Below are 13,746 nucleotides of genomic sequence, written 5' to 3' on the forward strand. Positions count from 1 at the left end.
ACATTCTTCAGCACTGTTGCACAAGCAGAAACGAAGAAAGGCGCGGAATTTCCGCGCCTTCCCAGTTCTATGTGTTGTGCTTAGTGAACGCCAGCACCCAGACCACCATCGTCCTTCTTCATGGCGGCAGCGGCAGCTTCTTCTGCGGCCTCGTCCCACTCAATCGGCTCTGGCCTTCTCACAAGCGCGTTTTCCAAGACCTCGGATACATGCTTGACCGGGATGATCGTCAGCCCTTCCTTCACGTTGTCCGGGATCTCGGGCAGATCCTTTTCATTGTCGGTCGGGATCAGAACAGTCTTGATACCGCCCCGCAATGCGGCAAGCAGTTTTTCCTTCAGACCACCAATCGGCATGGCGTTGCCGCGCAATGAGACTTCACCTGTCATGGCGATGTCTTTGCGCACCGGAATGCCGGTCAGCACGGACACAATAGATGTCACCATTGCCAGACCCGCAGATGGGCCATCTTTCGGCGTTGCGCCATCTGGCACGTGAACGTGAATGTCGATCGTGTCGAATTTAGGTGGCTTTACACCGATTTCCGGCGCGATCGAACGCACATAGGAAGACGCGGCGTCGATGGATTCTTTCATCACGTCGCCCAGCTTACCAGTTGTTTTCATCCGTCCTTTACCAGGCAGGCGCAGGGCTTCGATGTTCAAAAGCTCCCCGCCGACGGATGTCCAGGCAAGCCCGGTGACAACACCGACCTGATCCTCTTCCTCGGCCAAACCAAAACGGTGTTTCTCGACGCCAAGGAAATCACTCAGGTTTTCTGGTGTGACTTCAATGACATCTGCCTCTTTCTTCACGATCTTTGTGACGGCTTTCCGCGCGATCTTTGCAAGTTCACGCTCAAGATTACGCACACCCGCTTCACGGGTGTAAACGCGCACCATCGCTGTCAACGCATCGTCGGACACGCTGAATTCCTTTGGCTTCAAACCGTGGTTCTTCATCACTTTCGGCAACAGGTGTTGCTTGGCGATTTCACGCTTCTCATCCTCAGTGTAACCGGCCAGCGAAATGATCTCCATCCGGTCCAAAAGCGGTCCCGGCATATTGTAGCTGTTCGCCGTGGTCAGGAACATCACGTTCGACAGGTCATACTCGACCTCAAGATAGTGGTCGACGAATGTCGAATTCTGTTCCGGATCAAGCACCTCAAGCATGGCAGACGCCGGATCGCCCCGGAAGTCCTGCCCCATCTTGTCAATTTCATCGAGCAAGATTAGCGGGTTCGTGGTCTTCGCCTTCTTCAGCGCCTGAATGATCTTGCCGGGCATGGACCCGATATAGGTCCGGCGGTGACCCCGAATTTCGGACTCGTCGCGTACGCCGCCAAGGGAAATGCGAATGAATTCGCGACCCGTCGCTTTTGCAACCGACTTGCCAAGCGACGTCTTACCAACACCCGGAGGGCCGACAAGGCACATGATCGGACCTTTCAGCTTCTTGCTACGCTGCTGAACGGCCAGATACTCGACGATCCGTTCTTTCACCTTTTCAAGACCGTAGTGGTCATTGTCCAAGACCTCTTGCGCGCGGCCAAGATCCTTCTTGGTGCGCGATTTGACGCCCCATGGAACGCCAAGAATCCAGTCCATGTAATTGCGGACAACGGTGGCTTCGGCAGACATTGGCGACATCGATTTAAGCTTTTTCAGCTCTGCTTCGACCTTTTCGCGTGCTTCCTTGGACAGCTTGGTTTCAGCAATCTTCTGCTCCAGTTCAGCAACTTCATTCTGGCCCTCTTCGCCGTCACCAAGTTCCTTCTGGATCGCTTTCATCTGCTCATTCAGATAGTATTCGCGTTGCGTCCGCTCCATTTGGGACTTCACGCGGGTCTTGATCTTTTTCTCAACCTGCAACACGGACATTTCGCCCTGCATCAGGCCAAAGACCTTTTCCAGGCGTTCGGACACGCTAAGCGTCTCAAGCAGGCCCTGCTTCTGATCAACTTCAATCCCAAGATGACCAGCGACAAGGTCAGCCAGCTTTGCAGGTTCGGTCGTATCCGAAACCGCAACCATTGCTTCTTCAGGAATGTTTTTCTTGACCTTGGCGTAGCGTTCAAATTCATTTGCAACAGAACGCGTTAGCGCCTCAAGTTCATCCTGATTACCTGGCATCTCTGTCAGGTATTCAGCGGACGCCTCAAAGAAACGCTCGTTATCGAAGTATTCGGTAATGCGCACACGGCTGCGCCCTTCGACAAGCACCTTCACAGTGCCGTCGGGCAATTTCAACAGTTGCAGGACATTTGCAAGAACACCTGCTTTGAAGATGCCATCAGGCTGCGGATCGTCCTCGGTCGGATCGATCTGGCTGGCCAGAAGGATTTGCTTGTCGTCCTGCATGACCTCTTCCAAGGCGCGGACTGACTTTTCCCGTCCAACAAAAAGCGGCACGATCATATGTGGAAACACAACGATGTCGCGCAACGGCAGGACGGGGTAGGACGAACTCAACGGTTCTTGCATGCTCTTTTCCTTTTTTCGCGGCAAGGCACCGGGCCCCGCTTTGCGGCAGCGTCGGTGACTCCAGTCAGGCAACCTTATTTGGGGGCTAACGAAAGGTTAATCAACCGCACTTATCTTATTGCGTCTAGCATGCCCGTCTAGAAAGGCAGCTTCAAGTTCGCATTAAGTCAATTTTGATCCGAAATCACTGCATATGACCAATTTTTGACCTGCAACGATTACGCAGATGTGTCCGTATCGTGCTGCATGCCACATTCGTTCCCAAATTCTGATTCAATCAAATGATACAAAAATTGCATGTTTCGCTTGCTCAAACGCCAACGTCGCCGCTTGACGCTTTATGCTCTGTTCGTCGCCTTCCCGATCGCGATCGCGGTGATTTCGATGATGCTGGGATCACAGATCGGTGTAGGCGGGATGCAATGGCGGTTAGATTTGATCGCAGGGCTGGCTGCATGGGCGATGACAATGGGGCTGCCGATTGCGATCCTTTACTTTGTGCCCGATACGCGGTTCCTACTGGATTTGCTGGCAGCAACCTTCACGATTACAGTCTGGCCGCAAGCCGCCGCGTCACTGATTTCACAAGAAGCCGCCTTCGCAACATCTGCAATTGCCTGTGTTCTAATCATCGCCTGCGTGCGATTTGACCTGATCGACAAATTGATGCCGCGACGCGACTTCTTTGGACAGGCGACCTATCGAACGCAACAATCACCTTACGCGATCTGGGCAGAACATGTGCCAGACCCCGGCCTGCTTGACCGGCATTGGTGCCCTGCCCTGCAGTCAACGACATTCGACCGGAAAAACGCGAACTTGCGTACATCAACTTACCATTTCGATTTCCTGCAGTACCGACAACGCCAGATGATGACGCAGTTCGACATGCACGAAGCCTTTTCTTATGATTTCGAAACGATCGATGACGACAATCAAACAATCCACCGCGGGACGTTTTCTTTGCAGATCATCGAACACGGTCGATACCGGGACGTCAGAATTAAGGAGTCCCAACAGAAATTGCGTTTTACAGATTGGCTGGTCAACTGGATGGATGACAGTGTAGGCGATCAGGCAGACCACCTGATGGCGCGTGCGCAAAACATGGAGGATCGCTCAGTTACCGGTGATCTGATGCGCTCTGCAGCCGTGGCACATCCGTCACCAAATCCTGCGGCGGCCTAAAGCGGCGCGATATCACCAGCAGCGCGGCCTGCGTGAAATGTCTTCTCCCACTCTGCAAATCTGCCAATCGCGATCGCGTCACGCATGCCCTGCATGATATCCTGAAAGTAATGCAGGTTGTGCCAGGTCAGCAGCATACCAGAGATCATTTCTTGCGCTCTGAACACATGGTGCAGATAGGCGCGGGAATAGTTGCTGCAAGCAGGACATGCGCAATCGGCATCCAGCGGTCGCGGATCATCTGCATGGCGCGCGTTCTTGATATTAACAACCCCGCGGTGGGTAAACGCCTGACCGGTTCGACCCGAACGGGATGGAAGAACGCAATCCATCATGTCGATCCCCCGCTTTACGGCACCGACAATGTCGTCCGGTTTTCCGACGCCCATCAAATAGCGAGGCTTCTCGACCGGAAGCTGATCCGGCGCGAAATCCAGCACGCTGAACATTGCTTCTTGCCCTTCGCCAACGGCCAAGCCGCCAACTGCATAGCCTTCAAATTCAATGGCACGCAGAGCTTCCGCACTTTCTGCGCGCAGATCTTCTTCCAGCCCACCTTGCTGAATTCCGAATAACGCGTGACCAGGCCTGTCGCCAAATGCATCGCGGGATCGCTGCGCCCATCGCATCGACAACTGCATGCTTTCGTTGATGCGTGACCGATCTGCAGGCAAGGCCGGACATTCATCGAAACACATCACGATGTCAGAGCCGAGAAGCTTTTGTATTTCCATCGACCGCTCCGGCGTCAAATGATGCTTTGATCCATCGATGTGCGATTTGAAGGTAACACCCTCTTCAGTAAGCTTGCGCAGGTCAGACAGGCTCATCACCTGAAAGCCCCCACTGTCCGTCAAAATTGGTTTGTCCCAATTCATGAACTTATGAAGGCCGCCCAGCCGGTCGATCCGTTCTGCCGTCGGGCGCAACATCAGGTGGTATGTATTGCCCAACAGAATGTCCGCGCCCGTGGCCGCCACGCTTTCCGGCATCATCGCCTTGACGGTTGCAGCCGTGCCGACAGGCATAAACGCTGGTGTGCGGATGTCGCCGCGCGGCGTTGAAATCACGCCCGTACGCGCTTTGCCGTCCGTGTGGTGAAGTGAGAAAGAGAAAGTCATGCAGATGCTCATGCCGCACTGCCTGAAATTTGGAAAGCCCCTTCGCGGAATTTGTCTGTTGCGTTTCTGCCCAAGACAATTCGGCGCGTAGCCAATGCTACGCGCCTGAAACAGCTTAGGACTGATCGTCCAACGCCCTTACTGTTCCTCTCCGTGAAACGTGCCAGTGAAGGAGCCTGTTTCGCCACCAGAAATCGTTCCCGACGTCGTTCCAGAAACGCCCGCCGCGACGTCATATGTGTTGAAACCCAGCGCATTGCGGCCAGTATATTTGTCCCTGGTCGATCCCAGCATTGAACCATCGACACTGATGATTTCACGCTCACCGTCCGTGAAGACACCTTGCAGGTCGCCATTCATAGTCGCGCTAATCCGCTTTGTTCCATCGTCCAAGGTACCATCGACGGTCAGTTCACCGCCAAGTTTCTGCACCGGCGACTCGCGGTTCAGCACGTGTATGTTCGTGACCGTTCCTGACACGTCGTCACCTGCCAATAGCCGTTCAACATCAATTTCGAGGTCACCGAACATGTTGGTAATCTCATCGTTGCCGTCGATATCGATTCCAGCCAAAACATGACCTTGATAGGTCGCGGTGCCCGTCGGCAGGATTGTCGTCGTCGGCGTTCTGCGATAACCTTGAACATCCCGCAAGGCACCAGCCGCGTTCCCGACATCGAGAGACGAAATCGTCGGCGCAATCGCGATGTCGTCCATGTCATCAATCATGTCTTTGTCACCACTGGTTGAACCCCCGCCGCAAGCAACCATTGCCACCAATGCAAGACTGCTTGCGCTTGCTTTGAAATAATATGTCATTAGCAGTTCCTCTGTCGTTTCTGGCTTGACGGTACGCGGTGAGATCGACGCAATGCCGACGTCGTTTCAAATACGAAAAGGCTCCGCCCTTTACTGCGTTCGCGCCAAACCCTATATGAACAGTCAGGAATAGCAGGAACTGGGTCATGACAGACACCGCGACACCGATGGAAGGGGCACCTCTGATCGCCCCGTCAAGCACGGATCACCCGCTGTACGAGGATATCGTACAAGCGTGCAAGTCCGTCTATGACCCTGAAATTCCTGTCAATATCTATGATCTTGGGCTGATTTACACGATCGATATTGCTGAAGATAACGCAGTGAATATCACAATGACCCTCACCGCGCCGGGCTGCCCCGTCGCGGGTGAGATGCCCGGATGGGTTGCTGACGCCGTTGAACCGTTGCCAGGTGTTAAGCATGTCGACGTCGAAATGACGTTCGAGCCGCAATGGGGCATGGATATGATGTCTGACGAAGCCCGGCTGGAACTCGGCTTCATGTAAATCGGAACAATTGACCGGCTCCTTGGTTTTCACCGATATGTGAAAAATCAAAGGCGCAACATGAACCGCTGGCTCGTTTGTCTATTTCTGTTTCTAAGCCCACTCTCTGCTGCTGCACAGGACGCTGTCGTATTTGAGGTAGATAGCCTGAATGTCGGGCTCCCAGCGACAGACGCAGACATTGATCTATCCACACCGCAATCAGCAATCGAAACCTTTCTCTTTGCTGCCGAAGATCAGGATTTTGCCACAGCCGCGCAGGTCCTCAACCTCAATGACATTCCGCTGGCCGAACGTGCTACACGCGGACCCGATCTCGCTGAAAAACTGTCTACGGTCATTGACCGCAAGGTATTGATCTCATGGCAGTCCCTACTTGAACGCCCTGACTCGCTTGATGCGAACGCACCAAGCGACAACGCCATGGCTGGACAGGCGCGCAAAAGCCTACTGCTGGGCGTTCTGGACCTCGATGACCGCCGCGTGGCACTTCGTCTCAATCGCCTACAACCGACCGGTGGCGAACCGGTTTGGGTTTTTTCAAGGCAATCTGTAGACGTCATTGAACCCCTTTTCGTCCGGTATGGCCCATCCCGGTTTGAAAAAATGCTGCCCGCAGCACTTCAAACGGAAACGGGCTTGGGCCTGCTGTGGTGGGAGATCATCGCGCTGCCATTCATGGTAATACTGGCCGCAATTGCTGCCCATCTGACGTGGCGCATCCTGACTATCATAAGCAGAAGGCAGGTCGGCCAGTTCCTGAGCACGATCATAAAAAGCAGCCGCTTGCCCGCAACCCTGACAGTTATTGCTGCCGTCATACTGATCATGAGCACGCAGGTCTTCGTTGTTTCCGGTGTCATCAGCAGTATTCTGAACCCGCTTGTCGTCCTGACGCTGGTGATCGCTTTCATGGTGTTCATCATCAACGTGATCGACGCCGTCTTGTCCCGCATCGTTGACGCGGACGTGGAAAATCTGTCTTCGCCCGAACATGCTGACAGCCGGTCACTTGCAACGTCAATTTCGGCGCTCCGCCGTATCGTGGTGATCGTCGCTGTATTGGCAGGAACGGGGATAACGCTGACACAGGCGGAAATCTTTCAAACACTCGGCTTTTCACTGCTGGCAGGTGCCGGCGCGCTCACTTTGGTGCTGGGTTTTGCTGCGCGCGAAGTGCTTGGAAACATCCTGGCGTCGCTGCAAATTTCGTTCAATCGCTCCGCCCGCGTGGGCGATCAGCTGATCTATGATGACAAGCTTTGCACAGTCGAACGCATCCATTTTACCTATGTGCAGTTAAAGGTCTGGGATCAAAGCCGTATGATCGTGCCCGTTCTGAAGTTCGTGTCTGACGAATTCATCAATCGCAGCGCGGTGGATCCCGATATGATCCGGCATTGCGTTCTGAAGCTGTCGCATACGATTGATATCGCGGCGATCCGCAAAACGTTTGAGAACTGGGCCGCGCAAGACAAGCGGATTGGCGACGATACAACACCGGAATGCAAGGTGATCGCTCATAATGAATTCGGTGTGGATGTTCGCTTTGCGGTTCATGTGCCGGACCCCCGCAACGGTTGGGATGTCGAATGCGAGATGCGTGAGGTTCTATTGGCCCATCTGCGCGAAGAAGAGGCAAAACGTGACGTCGAATTGGTGCCACACCTCGGAACAGACCGCCGCAACAGTGATGACACTGCAAGCGCCGCAGTCGAGGCGGCATAACGTCCCGCGCGACGATGTCTCTTGAGCAAACTCCCCTGCCCACCTACATTGGCAGGGAAGGAGATTTCATATGTTCGGCATTCCGGGGAAGTCCCCCGTTACAATCACAGACAAGGCCGCGGCACAAATTGCCAAGCTGATGTCAAAGGACGGTTCCAAAGGTCTTCGCATCGGCGTCAAGAAAGGCGGCTGTGCTGGCATGGAATACACCATGGAATACGTCACCGACGTCGATCCACATGATGAGGTGGTCGAACAGGACGGTGCGCGGGTGATGATCGCGCCGATGGCCCAAATGTTTCTGTTTGGTACCGAAATCGACTATGAAATCTCTCTTCTCGAATCTGGTTTCAAATTCAAGAATCCAAACGTCGTCGATGCCTGCGGATGCGGCGAGTCGATCAAGTTCGCAGATGGTGTCGCCGTGAAGTGAGCATTTCTGACGCCGACATTGCCTTTGCCAAAGAACTATTTGCGCCGCTGGGTGGTGTGACACATCGCAAGATGTTTGGTGGAATCTGTCTGTACCGTGACGGCGATATTTTTGCATTGGTCAGCAGTGAAGGGCAGATTTACCTCAAGGCGCTTGGCAATGTCGCATCGACGATGGCCGATGATGGCAGCAGTCAGTTCCATAACATGCCCTATTGGTCCCTGCCCGATTCCGCCCTTGATGATCCGGAGGCAGCATGTGACCTCGCCCGCATCAGCATGGCTAGCCTGTCTTAGATTGAAGGTGCACGTAGGTTTCGTTGAAGCGCGCCTGCAAGTGATCGACAGCCCGAATTCCAGGCGACCCTTCTGGCGCGACATTCGCATCATGGTTGGGATTGAAGAACAACGGCACCGATATCCGTTCTGACGTCGGACCCAGAACCCGGTGTGGCGTCGCCTTTATCAACCCCTCCGTCCAGATATCCAGCATTTCCCCGAAATTGATCACGAACTCACCCACGGGGGCTGCCACAGGAATCCAGCCACCCCCCCTCTTGCGGACTTCCAAACCGGGTGATCCGTCCGTCGCAAGCAAGGTCAGGCAACCATAGTCAGTGTGGGTCGCAATTCCGAAATCCTTTTCAGTCGCCCAAGCAGGCCGTTCGGGATAATAGTTTCCGCGCAAAAGTGCCATCGGGCGCGTGAACTTGTCGCGGAAATAACTGCCATCCATGCCAACGGCATCGGCAATTGCGCAAAGCAGGTCGAGCGCAAAACGAGTCGACTGCGTATAGTAATCCTGCAAGGTCTGCGCAAAATCCTCTGGCGTATCAGGCCAGATATTTGGAGCGTAAGCTGGCAAATCCAGTGCGCGCAATGGATCAGCCAGATCAAGTTCGAGCCCGCAGTCAAAGACTTGTTTGTAATCAGGGTTTGCATCGGGATCGACCTGTTCAGACCCCGGTGCGCCCCAACCTCTGTTTGATCCTGTTTTCGCCATGTCGACCGCAGCCTTTTGCATCGCGGGCAAATGAAAGAACCGGCGATATGTGGCAATCACGTCGGCCACAGTCTGTGGTGCAATCGGTGTATTGTACACTGTGAGAAACCCGATATCAGTTGCGCCGACGCGTGTGGACGCGCGCGCTGTTTCATGGTCCGGATGAGCCAGATCAATCAAGGCAACTGCGTCAACGCGAGGGATCATGGTGTGGTCCTTTTCAGCTGGCGGCAAACTCGCGCACTTTGCAAGCAGCGGCAAGCCTTGTTAGGACAAGGTCACAACAGTTCAAAGGACGTTACTGATGCCTCGCAAAATCGCTGCCGGAAACTGGAAAATGAACGGAACTGCGGCTGATCTCGACCAAATCAAGGCCTTGGCCTCAGCACACCCGTCTCCTTCGGTAGAAATCCTGATCTGTCCTCCTGCGACACTGGTTGCGCACATGGCGGATGCTGCCGGTCCGATCAAGGTTGGCGGACAGGACTGCCATGCGGAACCCTCAGGGGCTCATACTGGCGATATCGCAGCGCCAATGCTCGCGGCAGCAGGCGCGACGGCAGTCATCGTTGGCCATTCTGAGCGGCGCACAGATCACGCGGAAACAGACGCAATTGTGCAGGCAAAGGCGCGCGCCGCACATGCAGCTGGACTGACTGCAGTGATCTGCATCGGAGAAACGTTGCAAGAGCGCGAGGCAGGAACCACACTGAGCGTGATCGACACGCAATTGTCCGGTTCAGTCCCGGAAGGTGCAAGCGATTCCAATACTGTCATTGCCTACGAACCGCTCTGGGCGATCGGCACAGGTAAGGTGCCCACGCTAGACCAGATTGCAGAGGTGCATGCCCATATTCGCGCAAAGCACACGGACCTTGCAATTCTTTATGGTGGTTCAGTCAAGGGCAGCAACGCGACCGAGATATTCGGCGTACCACATGTGAATGGCGCACTTGTGGGCGGTGCCTCACTCAAGGCGAATGACTTCTCACCCATCGTAACGGCGCTTGAAAACGCCTGATAGTTTCTACTTGCCCCAAACAAAAACGCCGCATCGTGCGATGCGGCGTTCTTTCGTGATCCAGGTTTAAACTCACCTGATGATGATTTCCGGTCCCATGAAATACGTCGGCAAGAAAGTCGAGATTGCCGGGATGTATGTGACCATGATCAGGAAGACAAAGAGAACAGCAAGGAAAGGCAAAGCGGCGCGTACGACGCTCATCATCGGCATGCCTGCGACGCCGGACGTGACGAAAAGGTTCAAGCCGACTGGCGGCGTGATCATCCCGATTTCCATGTTCACGACCATGATGATCCCAAGATGAATGGGATCAATCCCAAGCTCGATCGCAATCGGAAAGACAAGCGGGGCCACGATCACCAGCAGGCCGGACGGCTCCATGAACTGCCCGCCAATCAGCAGGATCACGTTGACGATGATCAAGAACATTACAGGCCCAAGACCAGCACCCAGCATCGCCTCGGCGATATGTTGCGGTACCTGCTCGTCCGTCAGGACGTGCTTGAGGATCAGTGCGTTGGCGATAATGAACATCAACGTGATCGTCAGCTTGCCGCCTTCAAAAACCGTCTTGATCGTATCCCGATGCACAAAGGCCGTCAGGACTGCCCAGGGACGCCGGTAAAGAGGCAAAGCACGCTTACCCTCTCCCACGAACAGCGGCCCCATGTCCTTGTAGATGAAGGTGGCGACAAAGAAAGCATACACCGCAGCAACGGCAGCCGCCTCGGTTGGTGTGAAAGCACCTGATTTCCAGTACACGCCATTCGCGCCAACCCATGGATGACCATAGATTCCGCCCATGATGATCAAGATCAACAGCAAGCCCCAGACCGCATCACGGAAGGATGCCCAGATCTCTCCCCAACCTTGCCAGATCCCCTTTGGCATGTCCTTCACGGTTGCGATGACGAAAATGGTGATCATCAGCATCACACCAGCAAGGATGCCGGGTATGACACCCGCCAGGAACATGCGCCCCACCGAAACGTCCGTAGCAGAGGCATAGACAACCATGACAATGGATGGCGGGATCAAAATCCCGAGCGTACCGGCATTACAGATCACGCCGGCGGCGAATTCCTTGGTGTATCCCACCTGCGTCATCGCCGCGATGACAATCGAACCGATCGCAACCACCGTCGCGGGAGATGATCCCGACAACGCGGCGAACATCATACAGGCCAGAACACCCGCGATGGCAAGGCCGCCGCGCAAGTGACCGACGCAGGCAATGGCAAATCGGATGATCCGTTTTGCCACCCCCCCTGTTGACATGAAAGATGATGCGAGGATGAAGAAAGGAATAGCCAGAAGTGTGTAATGGCCTGCCATGGCCTCGTAAAAGCTTTTGGCGACGGACGAGAGCGATGTATCCGAGAATACCAACAGAAAGATGATCGACGACAAGCCAAGCGAAATAGCGATCGGCACGCCGATCAGCAAGAAGCCGATGATCATCATGAAAAGAAGAACGACGTCCATGTCAGTTGCCCTTGTACTTGGCGGCGACTTCGGCGACCGCTTCTTCGGCTTCGTGGCTGACGATCAAACTATCGCGCTTGCCTCGGACAACATCGACGGCCGCCTGCAGGATGCGGAACAGCAGCAAGGCAGCACCGAAGGGAATAATGAAATATGGTATGGCGATAGGCAGCTTGTCGAACGGCTCTTCGTCTTCCCAATAGAACAGATAGCTTTCCAGCGGACCGCGGAGCCATTCGATCATTGGCACCTGAATGGTCGGCTTATAGCCCTGATAGTCCTGTGGCCGCATTTCCTGCAAACCTGTCGGGAACCAGCGCCCCGTCGTTTCGGGAAGGTTGATATAGTTGGCGTATTGGTCCCACGCGCCCTTCATCAACAACATCGCGTAAACGACACAAGCCACGGTGCTCAGCAAAAGCATCACCCGTTTTGCCCTATCCGGAACGGCATTCGTGACCGCGTCGACGCCAAGGTGTGCGGTGATTTTTACACAATAGCTCATGCCGAACATGACCAACCATGCAAACAGGATCGTTACGACTTCCTGCCCCCAGATAATCGACTCGGGAAATTCAATGCCAAGAAGCCGTTCCGGCAAGTTGGTAACCCAAGTGTCCCGGCCATAGCGCAAAAACACGTTGGCGAACGTAACTATCACCATCAGACCCAATAACAGGGCGATGAAAGTTTCTTCAATCGTATTGATGAAATTGCCGAACCGGCCACGGTCGACCTGCTTGCTCGCAGACATAGTGCCCCCTCCCCGTGCGATAGCAGGGCCGTATCGGACGGCCCCGCCACGATGATTGTAGAACACGCGCGGCGTCGGCCGCGGATGTTCTAGATCAGACGATCAAAGCGATGCGTTGATCTCTTGTGCCGCGTCGATGTTTTCCTGACCCACATCGCCGACGAACTGTTCCCAGACGGGCTTCATCGCATCGACCCAGGCCTGACGCTGCTCTGGTGTCAGCTGACGCACAACGCCACCCGCATCAATGATCGCTTGCTTGGCTTCTTCATTTACTTTGAACGACTCGCTGTTCCGGGTATCGGTCACTTCCTGAAGGATGGTCAGGAACTGCTCGCGGACCGGCGCATCAAGGCTGTCGAGGAAATCTGTCGATGTCACGACAAGATAGTCGATGATGCCGTGGTTCGTTTCTGTGATGCCGTCCTGGACCTCAAAGAACTTCTGACCATAGATGTTGGACCAGGTGTTTTCCTGTCCGTCCACAACACCCGTCTGAAGCGCGCCGTAGACCTCGGCGAACGCCATCGGTTGCGGCGATGCACCCAGTGCGGACATCTGCGCAACCAGCACATCAGATGGCTGTACGCGGAACTTCAGACCATTCGCATCTGTTGGCGTTTCAAGCGGAACATTCGCGCTGATTTGCTTCATGCCATTGTGCCAGAAATTCAGACCCTGCAAACCACGACGCTGCATGCTGTCCTTCATTGCCTGGCCTGCCTCAGAGGCTTGGAAGGCATCAACTGCTTCGATGTTCGTGAACATGAATGGCAAGTCAAAAAGGCGGAACTGCTTGGTGAAACCCTCGAACAGCGACAGGGACGGTGCGGCCAGTTGGACATCACCCTGCAACATCGCTTCCAAAACCTGCTCGTCAGTATAAAGCTGGCTGGACGGGAATACTTCCATACACATCGTGCCATTCATTTCGGCATTCACCCGCTCGGCCAAAAGCGCTGCGGCGATACCTTTAGGGTGACGGTCTGTGTTGGTTACGTGGCTGAACTTCACAACGATTTCGCCGTCGTCACAACCGGTGTGACCATCAGCAAATGCCATTGGTGCAGCAAAGGGTACCATGGCAACGGCCAAAGCGGCTGCCGACGTGACAGATTTCAAGACTTTCATAGAATCCTCCCAGATTTCTTTGTTCAACCTGTTGGAATACAGGTCTCGACCGCGATCAGATCGTGC

Annotated in this window: 13 protein-coding genes; 6 read left to right on the forward strand and 7 right to left on the reverse strand. The window is 54.6% G+C overall.

The window, feature by feature from the left end; translation table 11 throughout:
* Positions 1 to 80: 80 nt before the first annotated feature.
* Positions 81 to 2,486: an endopeptidase La gene (lon, locus tag BMY44_RS06695; RefSeq protein ID WP_089991857.1), complete on the reverse strand. Its 2,406-nt coding sequence runs from the start codon at positions 2,484 to 2,486 to the stop codon at positions 81 to 83.
* A 297-nt stretch (positions 2,487 to 2,783) separates the two neighbouring features.
* On the opposite strand from lon, the gene BMY44_RS06700 reads away from it, so the two are divergent.
* Positions 2,784 to 3,674 carry a hypothetical protein gene (locus BMY44_RS06700; RefSeq protein WP_089991860.1) on the forward strand — a complete coding sequence of 297 codons (891 nt, stop codon included), beginning with the start codon at positions 2,784 to 2,786 and terminating at the stop codon, positions 3,672 to 3,674.
* On the opposite strand, the gene tgt is transcribed toward BMY44_RS06700, so the two are convergent.
* Together tgt and BMY44_RS06710 are read right to left on the reverse strand one after the other, a co-directional pair.
* Positions 3,671 to 4,795 carry a tRNA guanosine(34) transglycosylase Tgt gene (tgt, locus tag BMY44_RS06705; RefSeq protein WP_423219732.1) on the reverse strand — a complete coding sequence of 375 codons (1,125 nt, stop codon included), beginning with the start codon at positions 4,793 to 4,795 and terminating at the stop codon, positions 3,671 to 3,673. The two genes, BMY44_RS06700 and tgt, sit on opposite strands and share 4 nt — an antisense overlap.
* 138 nt (positions 4,796 to 4,933) lie before the next feature.
* Complete coding sequence (locus tag BMY44_RS06710; RefSeq protein ID WP_089991863.1) at positions 4,934 to 5,614, reverse strand: hypothetical protein; 681 nt, start codon at positions 5,612 to 5,614, stop codon at positions 4,934 to 4,936.
* A gap of 146 nt (positions 5,615 to 5,760) precedes the next feature.
* Between BMY44_RS06710 and BMY44_RS06715 the strand changes: the two genes are divergently transcribed.
* From BMY44_RS06715 to BMY44_RS06730, 4 genes are all read left to right on the forward strand, one after another.
* A complete protein-coding gene (locus tag BMY44_RS06715) occupies positions 5,761 to 6,123 on the forward strand; it encodes an SUF system Fe-S cluster assembly protein (RefSeq protein WP_089991866.1) in 363 nt (120 codons plus the stop codon).
* A 60-nt stretch (positions 6,124 to 6,183) separates the two neighbouring features.
* A complete protein-coding gene (locus BMY44_RS06720) occupies positions 6,184 to 7,851 on the forward strand; it encodes a mechanosensitive ion channel family protein (RefSeq protein ID WP_089991868.1) in 1,668 nt (555 codons plus the stop codon).
* 70 nt (positions 7,852 to 7,921) lie between these two features.
* Positions 7,922 to 8,284, forward strand: a complete 363-nt coding sequence (locus tag BMY44_RS06725; RefSeq protein WP_089991870.1) for a HesB/IscA family protein — start codon at positions 7,922 to 7,924, stop codon at positions 8,282 to 8,284.
* Positions 8,281 to 8,580 (forward strand): TfoX/Sxy family protein, encoded by a 300-nt coding sequence (locus BMY44_RS06730; RefSeq protein WP_089991873.1) that lies wholly within the window; start codon positions 8,281 to 8,283, stop codon positions 8,578 to 8,580. Before BMY44_RS06725 ends, BMY44_RS06730 begins: the two co-directional genes overlap by 4 nt.
* On the opposite strand, the gene BMY44_RS06735 is transcribed toward BMY44_RS06730, so the two are convergent.
* On the reverse strand, positions 8,567 to 9,493 hold the full coding sequence (locus BMY44_RS06735) for an isopenicillin N synthase family dioxygenase (protein ID WP_089991875.1): 927 nt from the start codon (positions 9,491 to 9,493) through the stop codon (positions 8,567 to 8,569). The two genes, BMY44_RS06730 and BMY44_RS06735, sit on opposite strands and share 14 nt — an antisense overlap.
* Positions 9,494 to 9,590: 97 nt before the next feature.
* On the opposite strand from BMY44_RS06735, the gene tpiA reads away from it, so the two are divergent.
* Positions 9,591 to 10,307: a triose-phosphate isomerase gene (gene tpiA, locus BMY44_RS06740; RefSeq protein WP_089991878.1), complete on the forward strand. Its 717-nt coding sequence runs from the start codon at positions 9,591 to 9,593 to the stop codon at positions 10,305 to 10,307.
* Between the two features lie 72 nt (positions 10,308 to 10,379).
* On the opposite strand, the gene BMY44_RS06745 is transcribed toward tpiA, so the two are convergent.
* The 3 genes from BMY44_RS06745 to BMY44_RS06755 form a co-directional block, all read right to left on the reverse strand.
* Positions 10,380 to 11,795: a TRAP transporter large permease gene (locus BMY44_RS06745; RefSeq protein WP_089991882.1), complete on the reverse strand. Its 1,416-nt coding sequence runs from the start codon at positions 11,793 to 11,795 to the stop codon at positions 10,380 to 10,382.
* Position 11,796: 1 nt separating this feature from the next.
* The gene (locus BMY44_RS06750) at positions 11,797 to 12,549 is read right to left on the reverse strand and encodes a TRAP transporter small permease (RefSeq protein WP_089991885.1); all 753 of its coding nucleotides are present in this window, start codon (positions 12,547 to 12,549) and stop codon (positions 11,797 to 11,799) included.
* Between the two features lie 102 nt (positions 12,550 to 12,651).
* Positions 12,652 to 13,680 (reverse strand): DctP family TRAP transporter solute-binding subunit, encoded by a 1,029-nt coding sequence (locus BMY44_RS06755; RefSeq protein WP_089991888.1) that lies wholly within the window; start codon positions 13,678 to 13,680, stop codon positions 12,652 to 12,654.
* Positions 13,681 to 13,746 lie beyond the last annotated feature (66 nt).

The organism is Cognatiyoonia koreensis, from assembly GCF_900109295.1.
Classification (GTDB): Bacteria; Pseudomonadota; Alphaproteobacteria; order Rhodobacterales; family Rhodobacteraceae; genus Cognatiyoonia; species Cognatiyoonia koreensis.

Bases quoted from the DNA above. Each gene is read 5' to 3' on its own strand.
- BMY44_RS06700 (WP_089991860.1), top strand. From the start codon at position 2,784: ATGTTTCGCTTGCTCAAACGCCAACGTCGCCGCTTGACGCTTTATGCT.
- BMY44_RS06755 (WP_089991888.1), bottom strand. From the start codon at position 13,680: ATGAAAGTCTTGAAATCTGTCACGTCGGCAGCCGCTTTGGCCGTTGCC.
- BMY44_RS06745 (WP_089991882.1), bottom strand. From the start codon at position 11,795: ATGGACGTCGTTCTTCTTTTCATGATGATCATCGGCTTCTTGCTGATC.
- tpiA (WP_089991878.1), top strand. From the start codon at position 9,591: ATGCCTCGCAAAATCGCTGCCGGAAACTGGAAAATGAACGGAACTGCG.
- lon (WP_089991857.1), bottom strand. From the start codon at position 2,486: ATGCAAGAACCGTTGAGTTCGTCCTACCCCGTCCTGCCGTTGCGCGAC.
- BMY44_RS06735 (WP_089991875.1), bottom strand. From the start codon at position 9,493: ATGATCCCTCGCGTTGACGCAGTTGCCTTGATTGATCTGGCTCATCCG.
- BMY44_RS06720 (WP_089991868.1), top strand. From the start codon at position 6,184: ATGAACCGCTGGCTCGTTTGTCTATTTCTGTTTCTAAGCCCACTCTCT.
- BMY44_RS06725 (WP_089991870.1), top strand. From the start codon at position 7,922: ATGTTCGGCATTCCGGGGAAGTCCCCCGTTACAATCACAGACAAGGCC.
- BMY44_RS06715 (WP_089991866.1), top strand. From the start codon at position 5,761: ATGACAGACACCGCGACACCGATGGAAGGGGCACCTCTGATCGCCCCG.
- BMY44_RS06750 (WP_089991885.1), bottom strand. From the start codon at position 12,549: ATGTCTGCGAGCAAGCAGGTCGACCGTGGCCGGTTCGGCAATTTCATC.
- tgt (WP_423219732.1), bottom strand. From the start codon at position 4,795: ATGACTTTCTCTTTCTCACTTCACCACACGGACGGCAAAGCGCGTACG.
- BMY44_RS06710 (WP_089991863.1), bottom strand. From the start codon at position 5,614: ATGACATATTATTTCAAAGCAAGCGCAAGCAGTCTTGCATTGGTGGCA.